Source organism: Streptomyces shenzhenensis (assembly GCF_021462265.1).
Lineage (GTDB): Bacteria > Actinomycetota > Actinomycetes > Streptomycetales > Streptomycetaceae > Streptomyces > Streptomyces shenzhenensis.
The window spans coordinates 158,906-177,451 of the sequence record NZ_JAJONF010000008.1; the positions used below are offsets into that span (position 1 = coordinate 158,906).

18 protein-coding genes are annotated in these 18,546 nt (G+C 72.0%); 8 read left to right on the forward strand and 10 right to left on the reverse strand.

The features are described 5' to 3' along the window. The first annotated feature begins 154 nt into the window (after positions 1–154). Together LQ326_RS13975 and LQ326_RS13980 are read left to right on the forward strand one after the other, a co-directional pair. Positions 155–1,981, forward strand: a complete 1,827-nt coding sequence (locus LQ326_RS13975; protein ID WP_234536226.1) for an HSP90 family protein — start codon at positions 155–157, stop codon at positions 1,979–1,981. After that, positions 1,978–4,887, forward strand: a complete 2,910-nt coding sequence (locus LQ326_RS13980; protein WP_234536414.1) for a tetratricopeptide repeat protein — start codon at positions 1,978–1,980, stop codon at positions 4,885–4,887. Before LQ326_RS13975 ends, LQ326_RS13980 begins: the two co-directional genes overlap by 4 nt. A gap of 31 nt (positions 4,888–4,918) precedes the next feature. On the opposite strand, the gene LQ326_RS13985 is transcribed toward LQ326_RS13980, so the two are convergent. Beyond that, entirely contained in the window at positions 4,919–6,592 is a 1,674-nt protein-coding gene (locus tag LQ326_RS13985; RefSeq protein ID WP_234536228.1) for a DAK2 domain-containing protein, read from the reverse strand. 259 nt (positions 6,593–6,851) lie between these two features. Between LQ326_RS13985 and rpmB the strand changes: the two genes are divergently transcribed. After that, positions 6,852–7,037: a 50S ribosomal protein L28 gene (gene rpmB / locus LQ326_RS13990; RefSeq protein ID WP_004924906.1), complete on the forward strand. Its 186-nt coding sequence runs from the start codon at positions 6,852–6,854 to the stop codon at positions 7,035–7,037. Positions 7,038–7,156: 119 nt separating this feature from the next. On the opposite strand, the gene thiD is transcribed toward rpmB, so the two are convergent. Continuing rightward, positions 7,157–7,972 (reverse strand): bifunctional hydroxymethylpyrimidine kinase/phosphomethylpyrimidine kinase, encoded by an 816-nt coding sequence (gene thiD, locus LQ326_RS13995; RefSeq protein WP_234536230.1) that lies wholly within the window; start codon positions 7,970–7,972, stop codon positions 7,157–7,159. Then, positions 7,969–8,934: a thiamine-phosphate kinase gene (locus tag LQ326_RS14000; protein ID WP_234536233.1), complete on the reverse strand. Its 966-nt coding sequence runs from the start codon at positions 8,932–8,934 to the stop codon at positions 7,969–7,971. Before LQ326_RS14000 ends, thiD begins: the two co-directional genes overlap by 4 nt. 206 nt (positions 8,935–9,140) lie before the next feature. Here LQ326_RS14000 and LQ326_RS14005 point away from each other — a divergent pair, with 206 nt between their 5' ends. After that, positions 9,141–9,374 carry an Lrp/AsnC family transcriptional regulator gene (locus LQ326_RS14005; RefSeq protein WP_234536237.1) on the forward strand — a complete coding sequence of 78 codons (234 nt, stop codon included), beginning with the start codon at positions 9,141–9,143 and terminating at the stop codon, positions 9,372–9,374. Positions 9,375–9,394: 20 nt separating this feature from the next. After that, the gene (locus LQ326_RS14010; protein WP_234536240.1) at positions 9,395–9,883 is read left to right on the forward strand and encodes a DUF3515 domain-containing protein; all 489 of its coding nucleotides are present in this window, start codon (positions 9,395–9,397) and stop codon (positions 9,881–9,883) included. Between the two features lie 124 nt (positions 9,884–10,007). Here LQ326_RS14010 and LQ326_RS14015 read toward each other — a convergent pair whose 3' ends face one another. The 3 genes from LQ326_RS14015 to LQ326_RS14025 are packed head-to-tail and all read right to left on the reverse strand — an operon-like array spanning position 10,008 to position 12,996. Beyond that, the gene (locus LQ326_RS14015; RefSeq protein WP_234536242.1) at positions 10,008–11,165 is read right to left on the reverse strand and encodes a D-alanine--D-alanine ligase family protein; all 1,158 of its coding nucleotides are present in this window, start codon (positions 11,163–11,165) and stop codon (positions 10,008–10,010) included. Between the two features lie 59 nt (positions 11,166–11,224). Next, on the reverse strand, positions 11,225–12,235 hold the full coding sequence (locus tag LQ326_RS14020) for an NAD(P)H-dependent glycerol-3-phosphate dehydrogenase (RefSeq protein ID WP_234536246.1): 1,011 nt from the start codon (positions 12,233–12,235) through the stop codon (positions 11,225–11,227). After that, the gene (locus tag LQ326_RS14025; RefSeq protein ID WP_234536249.1) at positions 12,232–12,996 is read right to left on the reverse strand and encodes a lysophospholipid acyltransferase family protein; all 765 of its coding nucleotides are present in this window, start codon (positions 12,994–12,996) and stop codon (positions 12,232–12,234) included. Before LQ326_RS14025 ends, LQ326_RS14020 begins: the two co-directional genes overlap by 4 nt. A 155-nt stretch (positions 12,997–13,151) precedes the next feature. Here LQ326_RS14025 and cofC point away from each other — a divergent pair, with 155 nt between their 5' ends. Together cofC and LQ326_RS14035 are read left to right on the forward strand one after the other, a co-directional pair. Further along, positions 13,152–13,790, forward strand: coding sequence for a 2-phospho-L-lactate guanylyltransferase (gene cofC / locus LQ326_RS14030; RefSeq protein ID WP_234536252.1), 639 nt, complete (start codon positions 13,152–13,154; stop codon positions 13,788–13,790). A 9-nt stretch (positions 13,791–13,799) separates the two neighbouring features. After that, positions 13,800–14,003 carry a hypothetical protein gene (locus LQ326_RS14035; protein WP_234536255.1) on the forward strand — a complete coding sequence of 68 codons (204 nt, stop codon included), beginning with the start codon at positions 13,800–13,802 and terminating at the stop codon, positions 14,001–14,003. 138 nt (positions 14,004–14,141) lie between these two features. On the opposite strand, the gene LQ326_RS14040 is transcribed toward LQ326_RS14035, so the two are convergent. The 4 genes from LQ326_RS14040 to leuC form a co-directional block, all read right to left on the reverse strand. Further along, entirely contained in the window at positions 14,142–14,762 is a 621-nt protein-coding gene (locus LQ326_RS14040; RefSeq protein WP_234536258.1) for an HU family DNA-binding protein, read from the reverse strand. A 140-nt stretch (positions 14,763–14,902) separates the two neighbouring features. Next, on the reverse strand, positions 14,903–15,133 hold the full coding sequence (locus LQ326_RS14045; protein ID WP_234536261.1) for an SCO5555 family protein: 231 nt from the start codon (positions 15,131–15,133) through the stop codon (positions 14,903–14,905). A 287-nt stretch (positions 15,134–15,420) separates the two neighbouring features. Continuing rightward, positions 15,421–16,014 carry a 3-isopropylmalate dehydratase small subunit gene (gene leuD / locus LQ326_RS14050; RefSeq protein WP_234536263.1) on the reverse strand — a complete coding sequence of 198 codons (594 nt, stop codon included), beginning with the start codon at positions 16,012–16,014 and terminating at the stop codon, positions 15,421–15,423. 6 nt (positions 16,015–16,020) lie between these two features. Continuing rightward, positions 16,021–17,445, reverse strand: coding sequence for a 3-isopropylmalate dehydratase large subunit (gene leuC / locus LQ326_RS14055; RefSeq protein WP_234536265.1), 1,425 nt, complete (start codon positions 17,443–17,445; stop codon positions 16,021–16,023). Between the two features lie 205 nt (positions 17,446–17,650). Here leuC and ndgR point away from each other — a divergent pair, with 205 nt between their 5' ends. After that, on the forward strand, positions 17,651–18,367 hold the full coding sequence (ndgR, locus tag LQ326_RS14060; protein ID WP_123973900.1) for an IclR family transcriptional regulator NdgR: 717 nt from the start codon (positions 17,651–17,653) through the stop codon (positions 18,365–18,367). Positions 18,368–18,546 lie beyond the last annotated feature (179 nt).

Consider the following 18,546-nt stretch of genomic DNA (forward strand, 5'->3'; position numbering starts at 1 on the left):
CGACAATGCCGGATACGGTTCGGGAAACTCCTGGTCAGACGGCCGTTTCGAGTCATAGGATGGCGCGCTCCGGCCATCCTTCCGCGGTCACCACCCCACTCGGGACCGCCCGACCCCGCGCCGACCACGTCTTCCCCCCTCCGGCGCAGCGACGATGGACTCCCAGACCTCACAGTCATCCCAGGCATCACAGCCACCTCACACGTTCCAGGTCGACCTGCGCGGTCTGGTGGACCTGCTCTCCCATCACCTGTATTCGAGCCCCAAGGTCTACCTGCGCGAGCTGCTGCAGAACGCCGTGGACGCGATCACCGCGAGACGGGCCGACCAGCCCGACGCCCCGGCGCGGGTGCGGCTGTACGCCGACGGCAGCGCCCTTCGGGTGGAGGACAGCGGCGTCGGGCTCACCGAGTCGGACGTGCACAACCTGCTTGCCACGATCGGGCGCAGCTCCAAGCGGGGAGACGGGCTGCAGGAGGCGCGCTCCGACTTCCTGGGCCAGTTCGGCATCGGGCTGCTGGCCTGCTTCGTGGTCGCCGAGCGGATCCGGGTGGTCAGCCGCAGCGCGCGGACCCCGGACGCGCCGCCCGTGGAGTGGACGGCCCGGGACGACGGGTCGTACACCGTACGGACGCTGGCGCCCGAGGCCCGGCCCGAGCCCGGTACCACCGTGCATCTGGTGGCGCGGGCGGGTGCGGCGGAGTGGCTGGACGAGCGGCGGGTGCTCGCGCTGGCGCGGGACTTCGGGTCGCTGCTGCCGTACGACGTACGGGTGGGCGACGAGGCGGTCACCGATCTGCCCGCCCCCTGGGACCGGCCGTACCCCTCCCCCAGCAACCGGCGGGTGGCGCTGGCCCGGCACTGTCACGAGCTGTTCGGGTTCACGCCGTTGGACTCGATCGCCCTGGACGTGCCGCTGGCCGGGATCCGGGGGGTGGCGTACGTGCTGCCGTCGGCGGTGAGTCCGGCGCAGCGGGCCACGCATCGTGTACACCTCAAGGGCATGCTGCTCACCGAGCGGGCCGAACAGCTGCTGCCGGACTGGGCGTTCTTCGTGCGCTGTGTCCTGGACACGGACAGTCTGCGGCCGACCGCCTCGCGCGAGTCGCTGTACGAGGACGAGACGCTGGCCGCCGTACGGGAGGCGCTCGGCGAGCGCATCCGGTCCTGGCTGACCGGTCTGGCGGCGGGTGATCCCGAGCGCCTCTCCGCCTTCCTGTCCGTGCATCACCTCGGGGTGAAGTCGCTGGCGCGGCACGACAAGGAGATGCTGCGGACCATGCTGCCGTGGCTCCCCTTCGAGACCACGGACGGGCAGCTCTCGCTGGAGGAGTTCGCGCAGCGGCACCCGGTGGTGCACTTCACGCGGACGGTCGAGGAGTACCGGCAGGTCGCGCCGATCGCCTCCGCGCAGGGCGTCGGGGTGATCAACGGCGGTTACACGTACGACAGTGAGCTGGTCGAGGCGCTGCCGTCGGTGCGGCCCGGAACGGTGGTCGCGGAGCTCGACGCGGACACCGTCACCGCGCATCTGGACACGGTGGATCCGGCGGAGGAGCTGGCGGTGGCCGGGTTCCTGGGGGTGGCGCGGGCGAAGCTCGACCCTCTGCAATGTGACATCGTACTGCGCGCCTTCCACCCTCTCTCGGTCCCAGCCCTCCACCTCGACGACCGCGCCGCCCGTCACGAACAGGCCCGCGCGCAGGCCGAGGAAGAGGCCGACGACCTGTGGGCCGGCATCCTGGGCTCGCTGCGCGGCAGCGCGCCCCGCGCCCGTCTGGTGCTCAACCACCTCAATCCGCTGATCCGGCGGATCAGTGCCCTCAAGGACCCGGAGCTGATCGGCACCGCGACCGAGTCGCTCTACGGTCAGGCGCTGCTGATGGCCCAGCGCCCGCTCAGGCCGGCCGACTCGGCGCTGCTCAACCGCTCGTTCATCGGCCTCCTGGAATGGGCCACTCACGGGGAGGGCGATCGCTGATGGAGATTGCCGACTTCGACGCGCTGCGCCGGGCCATGGCGGAGAACTCCGAGCAGCCGGAGGGGCCCGCCCGCAACGCGCGCGCGGAGCAGTTGCTGGTGGCGGCCGAGAAGCTGAACATCCCGCTCGCCGTGATCGAGGCGCTCGGGCACCAGCTGAAGGTCTACAACTACAGCTCCGAGAAGGACAAGATGTTCGTCCCCTTCGCGCGGCTGCTGCGGATGTGGGACGAGCGGCCCGGGGACTTCGACGAGTACGAGACGCATTCGCTGCACTGGGTCTTCAAGTGGATGACGGCCGGCATGCTCGACCAGCCGCACGTCCCGCTCGCCTCGATCGAGAAGTGGCTGGGCGAGATGGAGCACCGCTACCGGCTGGCCGGGCACTCCGAGCGGGCGGTGCGCAGCGCCGAGTTCAGTGTCGCCGGGCACATCGGTGACCTCCCGCGCGCGGAGCGGGCGTACGCGGCGTGGCTGGCGGCGGACCGGGACCGGATGGCCGACTGTCCCGCGTGCGAGCTGCACGGGCAGGGCGGCTGGCAGCTGAGGAACGGCCGGGACGCGGAGGCTCTCGAGGTGTGGGGGCCGGTGCTGGAGGGCGAGTACAGCTGCGCCCACGAGCCGCACACGGTGCTGGCCTCCTCCCTGGCCCCGCTGCTGCGGCTCGGCCGTCTCGACGAGGCCCGCGCGCACCACCTGCGTGGTTTCCGGCTCGTCCGCCCCATGGAGAGCATGCGGGGCGCCTACGCGGACCACGTCGAGTTCTGCGCGCTGACCGGCAACGAGGCGCGCGGTCTGGAGCTGCTGGCGGAACGTCCCGCCTACTTCACGGACACCGGGCAGCCGCGCAGCCGGATGGAGTTCCTGACGGTGGTGACGCTGCTGATGGACCGGCTGACCGAGCTGGGGCTCGGCGGCCAGCGGGTGCCGGGGCCGGCCGGGCGGGCGTGGACCGCCGGGGAACTCGCCGGGCACGCGCGCGCCGGGGCCCTGGAGCTGGCCGCGCGGTTCGACGCCCGCAACGGCACCTCCTACGTCGGCGACCAGGTACGCGAGCGGATGGCGCAGCGGCCGCTGGCGGACCGGCTGCCGCTGGGTGTGCGCGCGGTACGGACGGCGCCCGCCGGACCGCCCGCGCCGCCCGTCCCGGCGCCCGCGCCGGAGCCGGCGGAGCAGCCGTCGCTGCCCGCGCTCCTGGCCGAGGCGCGCCGGCTCTCGGACGCCCTCCGGCCGCACGCCCTGGAGGCCTGGGAAGCGGTCGCGCGGGCCGCCGAGGAGACCGAGGTGGACACGTACGTCCGTGCGGAGATCGCCGACCACATGGCGATGGGGCGCGGTCCCGCGGGTGTGGAGCTGTTCGAGCGGGCGGCGGAGCTGTACGCGGAGGCGGGCGACGAGGGCGAGGCGATCGCGGCACGCGCGCGTGCCGCGTACGTACGCGCGCTGTCCGGGGACCTGGACGAGGCGCTGGCCCGGATCGACGATCCGTACGACCGGATTCTCGCCCTGTACGCCGACGACGCGACGGGCGTCCGGCAGACGGCGTCCGTGCTCATGAGCCGGGCGCGGATCCTGATGCGTCAGGTGCACGAGCGGTCCTTGGGCGCCGGGGCGGCCGAGCAGGCCGTACGGGAGCTCCTGGCGCTGGTCGGCGGGCGCGGCGGGTCCGACGTACGGCTGGTGTCCCGGGCGGCCGAGGGGCGGGCGATGCTCGCGGAACTGGCCGAGCACGCCGGGGACGGGGAGCGGGCGGGGCAGCTGTTCCGGCAGGCGTCGGCGCAGTTCGTCGGCGCGGAGCTGCCGTGGTTCGCGGTCGAGTACGAGGTGCGGGTGGCCGCGCTCGCCCATGAGCAGGGCGATCTGGCCGAGGCGGAACGGGCGCTGCGCGCGGCGCTGGAGCACGGCGGGCCGTACGTGGAGCCGGTGGGGCGGGCCCAGCTGCATCTCCAGCTCGCCGAGGTCGTCGGCGGGCGGGGCGCGGCCGAGGAGGCCGCCGAGCACGCCCTTCAGGCCGCGCACTGGGCCGACGAGGCCGGGGAGAGCGGCACGCTGGGCGCGTGGGCCCGGCACCAGCTGGGCGGCTTCCTGCTGCGGCAGGGGCGGTTCGCGGAGGCCGCCGAGGTGCTGGAGTCGGCGCTGCCCGACCTGAGCGCCGAGAGGCACGGTGACGGCGCGGTCGTGCAGACCCAGTGGTGGCTCGGGGACTGTCTGAGCGAGCTGGGCGAGCACCACGCGGCGGCCGAACGGCGGCTGCAGGCGGCCGAGATCGCCCGGCACTGGCCCGAGCAGCACGACCACGCCACCCTTGCGCACCTGGCCGGCGAGTCGCTGGGCAACGCGGGACTGCCCGCCGAGGCGGACCAGGCGTACACGCGGGCGGGCGAGTTGTGGCGGGCGATGGGCAATGTGCACTTCCTGGTGCGTGCGCTGCGGGCCCGCGCGTGGCTGGCGCTGCGGACCGAGGCGGGGCCGAAGGGCGCGCGGGCGCTGATGGCGGAGGCGGTCGAGGAGTGCGAGGCGGCGCTGGCGGCCGCGGACGATCCGGCCGCGGCGGAGCGGCTCGCCGGTGAACTCGGGCAGACGCACCGGCAGTTCGGCGACCTGCTGGCGCGTTCCGTGCCGGAGGACGCCGACGACCCGGCGATCCACGAGGCGTTCGAGGCGGCGCTCGCGGAGATGACCGCGGCGATCTCGGTGTTCGCCGGGCTGGGCGAGGACGGCCTGCACAGCCGTACCGCGGCGGAACTGGCGGCCGGCTGGCTGGAGGCCGACCTGAGCCGTCCGGCCGCGGCGACGGCACGCGCGCGTGCGGTGCTGGACGCCTACGAGGGCGCCGACCCGGCCGACGAGACGGTCCGGTCCCGGCGGGCGGAGGCCCGGCAGCTGCTGGAGCCCACGGAGGAGTGAGAGAGGGGGCGAAGAGGCCTGGAAAGGGGGCTCACTCGACGCCGATGAGGAGCGGGGCCCCCTGCCGGCCGCCCCGGTAGACCACCGTGTCGACGGCGAGGTACGCCTCGCGCACCCGGGCCTCCAGCCGGTCGGCGACGCCCTCGGGCGCCTCGTCGCCGAGGACGAGGGTGACCAGCTCGCCGCCGGCCTGGAGCATGCGGTCCAGGACGGTCTCGGCGGTGGCCGTCACGTCCGAGCCGATCACCGCCACGTCGCCGTCTATCAGGCCCAGCACGTCCCCGGCCTGGCAGATGCCGGCCATGGTCCAGGACTGCCGCTCCGCGACCACGACCTCGGCGTAGCGGGTGGCGCCGGCCGCCGAGGTCATCTGGACGACGTCCTCGTCGAAGCGGCGGTCCGGCTGGTGCACCGCGAGCGCTGAGATGCCCTGGACGGCGGAGCGGGTCGGGATGAGGGCGACCCGGATGCCCTCCGCGCGGACCTGCTCGGCCGCCGCGGCCGCCGTGTGCCGCAGGTCGGCGTCGTTGGGCAGCAGCACCACCTCGCGCGCGTGGGCCCGTCGTACGGCGTCCACCAGCTCCCCGCTGGCGGGCGGCTCTCCGGGGCGGGCGAGCACGGCGGTCGCGCCGGCCTCGGTGTACAGCCCGGCCAGCCCCTCCCCCGGCACCACGGCCACCACGGCCCGCTGCACCCGCTCGCGCGCCGGCCGCTGCCCGCCGGTGTGCACGTCCCCGGCGCCGAAGTGCGTGATCCGGATCCGGTACGGCCGCCCGGCCTCCACCCCGGCCTCCACGGCGGCGCCGGCGTCGTCGACGTGCACATGGACGTTCCACAGGCCGTCGCCGCCCACCACCACCAGGGAGTCGCCGAGGGCGTCGAGCCGGGCGCGCAGCCGGTCCACGGCGGCGTCCTCGGCCTCCAGGAGGTAGACGACCTCGAAGGCGGGCCCCCCGGCGGGCCCGGCGCAGCCCTCGGCCAGGGCGTCGGAAACGGCGTCCACGCGCGCGTGCACACCCGGGCCCGCCACGAACGCGTGCGGGTCAGCCGTCGGCGCCTCCCCCGTGAACGCCTCCACCAGCGCCCCGAACACCGCGACCAGGCCCCGTCCGCCGGCGTCCACCACCCCGGCCCGCTCCAGCACCGCCAGTTGTCCCGGGGTCGCCGCGAGTGCCTCGCACGCGCCCTGGTAGGCGGCCCGGGCGACCGCCCCGCAGTCTCCGTCGGCCGCGGCGGCGGCGTCCGCCGCGGCCGCCGCGACCGACAGCACGGTGCCCTCCACGGGGTGGGCGACGGCCTGGCGGGCGGCGTCGGCCGCGTGCCGCAGGGCCAGCCGCAGCCCGTCGGCGTCGATGTGAGTCGCCTCACCCTCGGTGAGGACCTGGGCCATACCGCGCAGCAGCTGCGCCAGGATCGTGCCGGAGTTGCCGCGCGCGCCTATGAGGGCACCGTGCGCCATCGCGCGGACGGTGTCGGCCAGGGTCGGCACCTCCTCGCCCAGCTCGTAGCCGGCGAAGACGGCCTCCACGGCCCCCGCGGCCGATTCCACCGTCATGTACAGGTTCGTACCGGTGTCACCGTCGGCCACCGGGTAGACATTGATCGCGTCGATCTCCTCGCGTGACCGCCCGAGCGCCCCGAGCGACAGTCCGCACCAGGTGCGTACCGCGAGAGCATCGAAGAATGTCTGCGGCACCTGCGCCACCTGCGCCTCCTTGAGCTGGCTGGACGTGGACGCAGCGTAGACCCCGCAAGGGTGTGCGCCGGAAGAGGGCCGGGGGCGGGCCCCTGAGCTGCCATGCTAGTTTCGTCTAACGGACGCAGCCGTTGTATGCTGCTCCGGTTGCCCGATCTGATCGGGCCATTCCCCTGGCAACGCCACTCAGGATCTTCGATCTCAAGGATCTCGATCCCGGCACGCCGGGATCCAACCGTAAGTGCATCTGAAGTCTTTGGAGTGACCCGTGGCTGCCAACTGCGACGTCTGCGGCAAGGGGCCGGGCTTCGGCAACAACATCTCGCACTCGCACCGCCGTACGCCCCGTCGCTGGAACCCGAACATCCAGCGTGTGCGTACCGTGGTCGGCGGGACGCCGAAGCGCGTGAACGCCTGCACCTCGTGCATCAAGGCCGGCAAGGTCTCGCGCTGACGCACTGTCGCTGAGCGCGCGGCCACCGCTGGTTCGCTGCATTGAGCCGGTCCACCTCAGGGTGGGCCGGCTTTTTGCCGTACCCACCGGCGACGCACCCCCGGAAGCGGCCACGGACGTCAGGCCGCGGGAGTACCCGGCCCTGTCCCGGGCCTGAGCGCCCAGCCGTGGTCCACGGGCCCGATCCCGGAGCCGAGCGCGAACCCGGCCGCGATCGCCCCGGTGACGTACTCCTTGGCGGCCGTCACCGCCTCCGGCACCGGCCGTCCCTTGGCGAGCTGCGCCGCGATCGCGGACGCGAGGGTGCAGCCCGTGCCGTGGGTGTGCCGGTTGTCGTGGCGCGGGGCGCGCAGCAGGAGTTCGTCGGTGCCGTCCGTGAGCAGGTCGACGGCTTCGCCGGGCAGATGACCGCCCTTGATGAGCGCCCACTTCGGCCCGTACGACAGCACGGCCGCCGCGGCCCGGCGCAGATCCGCCTCCGACTCGACGTGCACGCCGGTGAGTTGGGCCACCTCGTCGAGGTTCGGGGTGGCCACGGTGGCCAGCGGGAGGAGCCTGGTGCGGACCGAGTCCAGGGCGGAGGCGGCGAGGAGCGGATCGCCGTGCTTGGAGACACCGACCGGGTCGACGACCACGGGTGCGTCGGTTCCCGCGAGCAACTCCGCGACCGTCTCCACGAGTTCGGCCGAGGCGAGCATGCCGGTCTTCACCGCGTCGACGCCGATGTCGTCCACGACGCTCCGGTACTGGGCGCGCACGGCCGCCACCGGCAGCTCCCAGGCACCCTGCACGCCCAGGGAGTTCTGCGCGGTCACCGCCGTGAGCACGCTCATGCCGTGCACGCCGAGCGCGAGCATCGTCTTCAGGTCGGCCTGGATCCCGGCCCCGCCGCCGGAGTCGGAGCCCGCGACCGTCAGCACGCGCGGCGGGCTCACGTCTCGATGTCCCCGAAGTGGTCCCAGCCGCCCTTGCTGGTCCAGGACGCCCCGTCGACCGTCACCTGGGGCAGCGCGGAGGGGTTCAGGACCTCGCCGATGACCTTCCAGCGGGCGGGCAGCTTCACGTCCGGCGGGAAGGCGGCCACGATGGCGTGGTCCTCGCCGCCGGTCAGCACCCACTGGAGGGGGTCGACGCCGACGGCCTGGCCGATGTCGTTCATCTGGGTCGGGATGTCGATCGCGCCGGAGCGGATGTCGATGCGGACCTTGCTGGCCTCGGCGATGTGCCCGAGGTCGGCGATCAGCCCGTCGCTCACGTCGCACATCGCGGTCGCGCCGAGGGCGGCGGCGGCCGGGCCCGCGTGGTACGGCGGCTCGGGGCGGCGGTGCGCCTCCACGAACGCCCGTGGCGAGCGGAAGCCGCGGGAGAGCACCGCGTAACCGGCCGCGGACCAGCCCAGCCAGCCCGTGACGGCGATCAGGTCGCCGGGCTGGGCGCCGGCCCGGGTGACCGGCTCCTGGTTGCGCAGATCGCCGAGCGCGGTGATCGACACCATGATCGTGTCGCCGCGGACCACGTCGCCGCCCACCACCGAGGCGCCGGCCACCTGGCACTCGTCCCGGATGCCGTCCATCAGCTCGCTGGCCCAGGTCACCGGCAGTTCGGCGGGTACCACCAGGCCGAGCAGCAGGGCGGTCGGCACGGCGCCCATGGCGGCGATGTCCGCGAGGTTCTGCGCGGCCGCCTTGCGGCCCACGTCGTAGGCCGTGGACCAGTCGCGGCGGAAGTGCCGGCCCTCCAGCAGGATGTCGGTGCTCGCCACCACCCGGCGGTCGGGCGCGGCGACCACCGCGGCGTCGTCGCCGGGGCCGACCCGGACCGCCGGAGTGGTGGTGAGACGGGAGGTGAGCTCCCTGATGAGCCCGAACTCCCCGAGCTCACCAACAGTGCCCTTCATTGCCCTTACGCCCCTTCTCTGCCTTGCCGTGCCCGCTCGCGCGTCACCGTCGTCCTGGATACGGTCGGGGTGACCGTCAACATCTGCCGTGCCTGCACCCCGGCGCGCGAGCCCCTGTCCGCGCAGGTCTCCCCGCGGTGAGCGACGACGCGATACCGTGGCGTTCCTTTTCCCCACATGATCCTCGTGGCCGCCCTGGAGGTTCCGTGGTACAGGCGTACATCCTGATCCAGACGGAGGTCGGCAAGGCGTCGACCGTCGCCGAGACGATCAGCGAGATCCCCGGCGTCATGCAGGCCGAGGACGTGACAGGACCGTACGACGTCATCGTGCGCGCGCAAGCCGAAACGGTCGATGAACTGGGTCGCATGGTGGTCGCGAAGGTCCAGCAAGTGGACGGCATCACGCGCACCCTGACCTGCCCGGTCGTCCATCTGTAGCCCCCGTCTACCCTTGGCCGGTGAACATCTTCCGTCACCGGCCATTCGGTCTGCCCGCGCTCGCCGCGCTGATGATCGCGGCAGCGGGCTGCTCATCAGCAGACGACGCCCCGTCGGCGGCGGTTCCCAGTCCGGGCGGGGCGGTAACGAAGCTGTGCCGTCGCCTCGACGGGGTGCTGCCGACGAAGGTCGACAAGCTGGGCCGGCGGGATCCGGAACCGGCCTCCGTGCTGACCGCCGGCTGGGGCGGCGACCCGGCGATCATACTGCGGTGCGGGGTCCCGCGACCCGCGAGGATGGCCGATCCGGAGGCCGACGGGGTCGAGGTGAACGGGGTGGGTTGGCTGCTGGAACAACGGGCCGACAAATCGTTCCGGTTCACCACGACGCTGCGGAAGGCGTATGTCGAGGTGACGATTCCGGCGGGGCGGACCGGGAATGGCATGGCGCCGCTGGTCAGCTTGGCGCCTGCCATCAAGAAGGCGATTCCGGAGGGGATTGCCGACTAGTCGCCGCGCGGGGATCGGTGGTCGGCCGGCCCACGATGCGTGGGGCTGACCGCGCCCACGCGGCCGAGCCGCATATCGAATACAGCCCCGCGCCCCTAGGGGGCGCTTCAGCTCGGGGCGTTTTCTAGCGAAGCCCCGTCGACCGGTTGAGCGCCGCCTGGATCAGGCGGTCGATCAGTTCAGGGTAGGCGATTCCCGTGGCCTGCCACATCTGGGGGTACATCGAGATCGGGGTGAATCCGGGCATCGTGTTGATCTCGTTGATGACGAATTCGCCGGTCTCCGTGAGGAAGAAGTCGGCGCGGACCAGGCCCTCGCAGGACGCGGCCTCGAAGGCGTCCACCGCGAGCTTCTGGACCTCGGCGGTCTCCTCCGGGGTGAGGGGGGCCGGGACGATGCCGGGGGTGGAGTCGATGTACTTGGCCTCGAAGTCGTAGTACGCGTGCTCCGAGGGCGGCGGGATCTCGGCGGGGACCGAGGCGCGCGGGCCGTCCTCGAACTCCAGGACGCCGACCTCGATCTCCCGGCCGCGCACGGCCGCCTCGATCAGGATCTTCGGGTCGTGGGACTGGGCCTCGGCGATCGCCTCGTCCAGGCCGGAGAGGCCGTCGACCTTGGTGATGCCGATCGACGAACCCGCGCGCGCGGGCTTCACGAACAGCGGCCAGCCGTGCTCGCCGGCGAAGTCGACGATCCGCTTGCGGGCGGCGGACTCGTTCTGCCGCCACTCACGGGGACGGATCACCAGGTACGGGCCGACGGCGAGCCCGAACGAGGCGAACACCCGCTTCATGTACTCCTTGTCCTGGCCGACGGCCGAGGCGAGCACGCCCGAGCCGACGTACGGGACGCCGGACAGCTCCAGGAGGCCCTGCAGGGTGCCGTCCTCGCCGTACGGGCCGTGCAGCATCGGGAAGACCACGTCGACCTCGCCGAGCGCCTTGGGCACCGAGCCGGGCTCGCTGTAGACGACCTCGCGGTTGGCCGGGTCGACGGGGAGCACCACGCCGCCCTCGGCGGACTCGGCGAGGTCGGCGACCTCAGGGGTACGGCGTTCGGTGATCGCCATGCGGTCCGGGTCGTCGGCGGTGAGCACCCAGCGGCCTTCCCGGGTGATGCCGATCGGCAGGACCTCGTACTTGGTCCGGTCGATGGCGCTCAGGACGGCTCCGGCGGTGACCATGGAGATCCCGTGCTCGGAGCTGCGGCCGCCGAACACGACGGCCACGCGCGGCTTGCGAGCGGACCGCTCAGGGCTCTGGGGGAGGTTCTCGGTGCTCATATCGCGATGAGAGTACCCGGTGGCAGGGGTCCGAGACAGCGTCGGCGGGCCGGGTTCGCTCAGCGTCGCTCGGGCTTCGCACTGCGCGACATCAGCTCCTTGAGGGCGACCACCGGGGGCTTTCCCTCGTGCACGATGTCGACGACCGTCTCGGTGATCGGCATCTCCACGCCGTGCCGGCGGGCCAGATCGGCCACCGACTCGCAGGACTTGACGCCCTCGGCGGTCTGCTTGGTGACCGCGATGGTCTCCTCCAGGGTCATGCCCTTGCCGAGGTTGGTGCCGAAGGTGTGGTTGCGGGAGAGCGGCGAGGAGCAGGTCGCCACCAGGTCGCCGAGCCCGGCGAGTCCCGAGAAGGTCAGCGGGTCGGCGCCGAGGGCGAGGCCGAGCCGCGCGGTCTCCGCGAGACCGCGCGTGATGAGCGAACCCTTGGCGTTGTCGCCGAGCCCCATGCCGTCGGCGATGCCCACGGCGAGGCCGATGACGTTCTTCACCGCGCCGCCCAGCTCGCACCCGATCACGTCGGTCTCGGTGTACGGGCGGAAGTACGGGGTGTGGCAGGCCGCCTGGAGCCGCTGGGCGATCGTCTCGTCGGTGCAGGCGACCACCGCGGCGGCCGGCATCCGGGCCGCGACCTCCCGGGCGAGGTTGGGTCCGGTGACCACCGCGATACGGGTCGGCTCGACCTTGGCGACGTCGGCGATGACCTCGCTCATCCGCATGGTGGTGCCGAGTTCGATGCCCTTCATCAGGGACACCAGGACGGTGTGGGGCGCGAGCAGTGGCGCCCACTCGGCGAGGTTGGCCCGCATGGTCTGGGAGGGCACCGACAGGACGGTGAAGTCGGCGCCGGCGGCCGCCTCGGCGGGGTCGGTGGTGGCCCGCAGGTTCTCGGGGAGTTCCACGCCGGGCAGGTAGTCGGGGTTGGTACGCCCGGAGTTGATCGCCTCCGCCACCTCCGCGCGCCGCGCCCACAGGGTGACCTCGCACCCCGCGTCGGCGAGCACCATCCCGAAGGCCGTACCCCACGAACCCGCGCTGAAGACCGCCGCCTTGGCAGGCATGCTCACTTGCTGCTCTCCTCTTCCAGACCACTCTGCGCACGCGTGCGGCGCCGCTGTTCGATCCGCACCTCGCGTGGATCGTAGGGGGTCTCGGGAGCCTTCTCGCCGCGGATCTCCTCAAGCTGGCGGGTGATGGCCGCCATGATGACCGCGGTCGCCTCCTTGAGGAGGTCCTGGGTCATCTCCTTGTCGTAGAAGCGCGTGAGGTCCACCGGCGGGCCCGCGAGCACGTGGTGCGTCTTGCGGGGCAGCAGACTGGGCTTCTTCGCGTACGGCGGGAGCAGTTCGTTGGCGCCCCACTGGGCCACCGGGATCACCGGGCACCTGGTCTGCAGTGCGACGCGGGCGGCACCGGTCTTGGCGATCATGGGCCACTGGTCGGGGTCGCGGGTGATCGTTCCCTCGGGGTAGAAGGCGACGCACTCGCCGCGCTCCACGGCGTCGATCGCGGCCCGGAAGGCGCTGAGCGCGTCGGTGGACTCGCGGTAGACCGGGATCTGGCCGGTGCCCCGCATGGCGGCGCCGACGAATCCCTTCTTGAAAAGGCCGCTCTTCGCGAGGAAACGCGGAACACGGCCGGTGTTGTACTGATAGTGGGCGTAGGCGAAAGGATCGATGTGGGAATTGTGGTTCACCGCGGTGATAAAACCGCCTTCGGCCGGAATGTTCTCCATTCCGCGCCAGTCCCGCTTGATCAGAACCACCAGCGGAGGTTTGCAGAGCACCGCAGCGAAGCGGTACCAGAAGCCGATTCTCCGGCGGGGCACGCGGACACCTTCCTCTAGGACTTCTTCCCGGCCTGGGATCGGGAAGAAGTGTGGCCCCGGCCCGCCGGACTGTCGAGAACACCGTACGCCTCGGTGTCGCGGCCGCCCCGTGAGCCAGGGTGACAATGAGGCAACAAGGGAGGGACGGTACGACTGTGCAGTGGACCTTGGTCATCCCGCTCAAGCCGCTGGCTCGGGCGAAGAGCAGGCTGGCGGACACCGCGGCGGACGGGGTGCGTCCGTCACTGGCCCTCGCCTTCGCCCAGGACACGGTGGCGGCGGCCCTGGCCTGCCAGTCGGTGAAGGATGTGGCAGTGGTCACGGACGACGCACTGGCCGGGCGCGAGTTGTCGGCGCTCGGCGCGCGCATTGTCCCGGACACGCCGGGAAGTGGCCTGAACGCGGCACTGCGGCACGGGGCGGCGGCCGTCCGGGCATCGCGTCCGGAAAGCCCGGTGGCGGCCTTGAACGCCGATCTTCCGGCCGTTCGCCCGCTGGAATTGGCCCGGGTCCTTGATGCGGCCGCGGAATTCCCGCGCGCTTTTCTCCCGGACGCGGCGACAATCGGCACCACTCTGCTGGCGGCCGCCCCCGGCCATGAATTGGCGCCCGCGTTCGGCCTGGATTCCCGCGCCCGTCACGCCGCCTCGGGCGCCACGGAACTCGCCCTGGTGGGCGTGGACTCGGTTCGCCAGGACGTGGACACCGGCGCCGACCTGCGAGCGGCCCTGGCCCTGGGCGTGGGCCCCCGCACCGCCACGGTGGCGGCCCGCCTGCTGATCCCGGACCAGTAGGCTGCGCTCATGCAGGCGACCGCATACACGTACGACCCCGAGACCCGCAGCGGTCAGGTACTGCTCGACGACGGGACGCCGGTGGCGTTCGACGGCGCGGCCTTCGAGGCGGGCGGCTTGCGCCTGCTCAGGCCGGGGCAGAGAGTGCGGATCGAGACCGAGGGAAGCGGACCCGGCCTCCGCGTCACCCTGGTGACCCTTCAGACGTTCTGAGCGGCGAGCGCCCCGCCGGGGCGCGGGGCGGTATGCGAAACACCACGCGGCTCCGCCCCCGCACACACCGCGGGCCGGACTCCCCGGGGGAATCCGGCCCGTCGCGTGAGTATCCCGACCGCCCTGCTGAGCGAACCCTCAGCGAGCCGCGGTCTTCTTGGCGGTGGCCTTCCGTGCCGTCGACTTCTTGGCCGGCGCCTTCTTGGCGGTGACCTTCTTGGCCGGCGCCTTCTTCGCGGCCGTCTTCTTCGCCGTCGCCGTGGTCTTCTTCGCGGCCGCCTGCTTGGCCGTGGTCTTCTTCGCGGCGGCCGTGGTCTTCTTCACGGCCGTCTTCTTCGCCGCCGTGGTCTTCTTCGCGGCGGCCGTGGTTTTCTTCGCCGCCGTCTTCTTCGCCGCCGCCTTCTTGACCGTCGCCGACGCGGCACCGGTCAGGCTGCCCTTGGGCGCCTTCTTGACCGCCACCTCGCCGCCCCGCGGAAGCTTCTTGGAACCGCTCACCAGGTCCTTGAAGCCCTGGCCGGCACGGAAGCGCGGCACGGAGGTCTTCTTGACCCGAACCCGCTCGCCCGTCTGGGGGTTGCGGGCGTAGCGGGCGGGGCGGTCCACCTTCTCGAAGGACCCGAAGCCGGTGACTGAGACCCGCTCACCCGCGACGACCGCGCGGACGATGGCGTCCAGGACATGGTCGACAGCATCGGCGGCCTGTTGGCGGCCGCCCATCTTGTCAGCAATCGCTTCTACGAGCTGCGCCTTGTTCACGTCTTCCCCTTCGGAGACATCGCCAGAACGAATGTGTTCAAGCTTTTTCGCACGTTAGGCAGATATATACCGCAAATCAAACACGAAACGGGCTTATCACCCTCGTGCCGCAACGGACTCGGACTGCTCGTACGGTCCGGTCAGCGGTCCTCTTCGGGGATTCGCCCCGCGTCGAGGTCCGCGTTGAACCGTTCGAGCCGCCGTGCCGCGTCGGCGACGTCGTGTTTGGCCGCGGCCGTAATGACCAGCAGCTTCCGGGCCAGCGCCATCCGTACGCCCTCCGGGACTTGCAGTGCGCGCACTTTTGTGTGCGCTTCCTTGAGTTGGCCCGCGACCGCCGCATAGAGCTGGAGTTGGCCGTCGTGTTCCATGCACAGATTGTGCCATCTGGGGCGAGTTGTCGCCTGCGCAGGGTGCAACTGCCGCCTCAAATGGCCTTCCGAGCACTTGCGGAAGCCACGGACACAGCACTCACGTACCCCGACAACATCCGCCCTAACGTGGGAAGTTGGCAAGACCTGCGACAACGCGAGCGCCCGTTCGGGTGCAGACATGCCTGTACCCCCAATCGTGGCGATCGGGGGTACAGGCGGGGTGTCGCGGTGGCTGAAACCAGCCGTATTCAGATGTGGTGGTTCACGCCGAAGCGCGCCCCGGCTCAGACCTGGAGCGTCCTCGGCTTGTACGACGGCCGCTTGGCCTCGTACGCGGCGATGTCGTCCTCGTTCCGGAGGGTGATGGAGATGTCGTCCAGGCCGTTCAGCAGCCGCCAGCGCGAGTTCTCGTCCAGCTCGAAGGAGGCGGTGATGCCCTCGGCGCGCACCTCGCGGTTCTCCAGGTCGACGGTGATCTCGGCCTGCGGGTCGTTCTCGGCGAGCTCCTGCAGCGCCTCCACGATCTTCTGGTCCAGGACCACCGTGAGCAGGCCGTTCTTCAGCGAGTTGCCCCGGAAGATGTCGGCGAAGCGGGAGGAGATCACGGCCTTGAAGCCGTAGTTCTGCAGCGCCCAGACGGCGTGCTCACGGGAGGAGCCGGTGCCGAAGTCCGGGCCGGCGACCAGGACGGTGGCGCCCTGCCGCTCGGGGCGGTTGAGGACGAAGTTCTCGTCCTTGCGCCAGGCCTCGAACAGACCGTCCTCGAAGCCGTCCCGGGTCACCTTCTTGAGCCAGTGAGCAGGGATGATCTGGTCGGTGTCGACGTTGGAGCGGCGCAGCGGGACGGCCCGGCCGGTGTGCGTGGTGAATGCTTCCATGGCTGATCAGACTCCAGCGGGCGTGCGAGCGTCGGACAGGTCGGCCGGGGAGGCCAGGTGGCCCAGGACCGCGGTCGCGGCCGCGACCTGCGGCGATACCAGGTGGGTACGGCCGCCCTTGCCCTGCCGGCCCTCGAAGTTGCGGTTGGACGTGGACGCGGAGCGCTCGCCCGGGGCCAGCTGGTCGGGGTTCATGCCGAGGCACATCGAGCAGCCCGCGTGCCGCCATTCGGCGCCGGCGTCCTTGAAGACCACGTCCAGGCCCTCGGAGACGGCCTGCAGACCGACCCGCGCGGAGCCGGGGACGACCAGCATCCGTACGCCGTCGGCGACTTTGCGGTCCTTGAGGATGTCCGCGGCGGCGCGCAGGTCCTCGATCCGGCCGTTGGTGCAGGAGCCTACGAAGACGGTGTCCACCTTGATGGAGCGCAGCGGCTGGCCGGCCTCCAACCCCATGTACTCCAGGGCCTTTTCGGCGGCGAGGCGCTCCGAAGCGTCTTCGTACGAAGCCGGGTCGGGGACGTCCGCCGAAAGCGGCGCACCCTGGCCGGGGTTGGTGCCCCAGGTGACGAACGGCGAGAGGGCGGCGGCGTCGATGTGCACCTCGGCGTCGAAGACCGCGTCGTCGTCGGTGCGCAGGGTCTTCCAGTACGCCACCGCCGCGTCCCAGTCCTCGCCCTCGGGGGCGTGGGCGCGGCCCTTCAGGTACGCGAAGGTGGTCTCGTCGGGGGCGATCATGCCCGCGCGGGCGCCGGCCTCGATCGACATGTTGCAGATGGTCATGCGGGCCTCCATCGAGAGCTTCTCGATGGCGGAGCCGCGGTACTCCAGGATGTAGCCCTGGCCGCCGCCGGTACCGATCCTGGCGATGATCGCCAGGATCAGGTCCTTGGCGGTGACGCCTTCGGGCAGCTCGCCGTCGACCGTGATGGCCATGGTCTTCGGGCGGGCCAGCGGCAGCGTCTGGGTGGCCAGCACGTGCTCCACCTGGGAGGTGCCGATGCCGAACGCCAGCGCGCCGAAGGCGCCGTGCGTGGAGGTGTGCGAGTCACCGCAGACCACCGTCGTGCCCGGCTGCGTCAGGCCCAGCTGCGGGCCGACGACGTGCACGACACCCTGCTCGACGTCGCCCAGCGGGTGCAGGCGCACCCCGAACTCGGCGCAGTTCTTGCGCAGCGTCTCCAGCTGGACGCGGGAGACCGGGTCCGCGATGGGCTTGTCGATGTCGAGGGTCGGGGTGTTGTGGTCCTCGGTCGCGATGGTGAGGTCGAGGCGGCGCACCCGGCGGCCGTTCGCCCGCAGCCCGTCGAAGGCCTGCGGGCTGGTCACCTCGTGCAGCAGGTGCAGATCGATGAAGAGGAGGTCGGGCTCGCCCTCGGCGCGCCGGACGACGTGGTCGTCCCAGACCTTCTCCGCGAGTGTCCTACCCATCGCTTTCCCTCCGGCCGGCAGACGTGCACCGGCCCAACTAGAGATCTTGAGGAAGCGGCTGCCCGGGTACCGGGCCCCTGAAATCGTGGTTCCGGGCGTCCGCCGCCGGGCCCGTTGGTCTGCGGGCCGCTGTGTGGTTCCAGGGTGGCGCGTTCCACGGAAAATTGAACTTGCGTTTCACAGAGTGAGACGTGAGTATCGTTGCATGGACAACAGTAGCGGCGTCGGCGTTCTGGACAAGGCGGCCCTTGTCCTGAGCGCTCTGGAGTCCGGTCCGGCCACCCTCGCGGGTCTGGTCGGGGCCACCGGACTGGCACGGCCCACGGCCCATCGGCTGGCCGTGGCTCTGGAACACCACCGCATGGTGGCACGGGACATGCAGGGCCGTTTCATTCTCGGCCCGCGACTCGCGGAACTGGCCGCGGCGGCCGGCGAGGACCGCCTGCTCGCGACGGCAGGGCCGGTGCTCACGCACCTCCGTGACATCACCGGGGAGAGCGCGCAGCTGTATCGCCGCCAGGGCGACATGCGTATCTGCGTCGCCGCGGCGGAACGCCTGTCCGGTCTCCGGGACACGGTCCCGGTCGGTTCGACGCTCACGATGAAGGCCGGTTCCTCGGCGCAGATCCTGATGGCCTGGGAGGAGCCGGAGCGGCTGCACCGCGGCCTGCAGGGCGCCCGCTTCACGGCGACGGCCCTCTCGGGCGTCCGCCGCCGCGGCTGGGCCCAGTCCATCGGCGAGCGCGAGCCGGGCGTCGCGTCGGTGTCGGCGCCGGTGCGGGGGCCTTCCAACCGGGTGGTGGCGGCCGTCTCCGTCTCCGGCCCGATCGAGCGACTGACCCGCCACCCCGGGCGTATGCACGCGCAGGCGGTCATCGACGCCGCCGCCCGGCTCTCGGAGGCGCTGCGCCGTTCCGGCTGACACTCCCGTCGGAAGGGGCCGGCCTCAACGCCGCGGCAGGCCCTTCCTCAGCGGGGTGAGACTTTTACGCGGGGACTGGCCCCACCCAGGGGCGCGGGGCGGTACGCGATATGCGGCTCCGCCGCGCGGGCGCGACCAGCCGCGTGCGGCCCGCGTTTTCCCCGCAGCCCATGCCGCTG

Bases quoted from the DNA above. Each gene is read 5' to 3' on its own strand.
- LQ326_RS13975 (WP_234536226.1), top strand. From the start codon at position 155: ATGGACTCCCAGACCTCACAGTCATCCCAGGCATCACAGCCACCTCAC.
- LQ326_RS14000 (WP_234536233.1), bottom strand. From the start codon at position 8,934: ATGAAGGGCACTGTTGGTGAGCTCGGGGAGTTCGGGCTCATCAGGGAG.
- LQ326_RS14015 (WP_234536242.1), bottom strand. From the start codon at position 11,165: ATGAGCACCGAGAACCTCCCCCAGAGCCCTGAGCGGTCCGCTCGCAAG.
- LQ326_RS14035 (WP_234536255.1), top strand. From the start codon at position 13,800: ATGCAGGCGACCGCATACACGTACGACCCCGAGACCCGCAGCGGTCAG.
- LQ326_RS14045 (WP_234536261.1), bottom strand. From the start codon at position 15,133: ATGGAACACGACGGCCAACTCCAGCTCTATGCGGCGGTCGCGGGCCAA.
- leuD (WP_234536263.1), bottom strand. From the start codon at position 16,014: ATGGAAGCATTCACCACGCACACCGGCCGGGCCGTCCCGCTGCGCCGC.
- leuC (WP_234536265.1), bottom strand. From the start codon at position 17,445: ATGGGTAGGACACTCGCGGAGAAGGTCTGGGACGACCACGTCGTCCGG.
- ndgR (WP_123973900.1), top strand. From the start codon at position 17,651: ATGGACAACAGTAGCGGCGTCGGCGTTCTGGACAAGGCGGCCCTTGTC.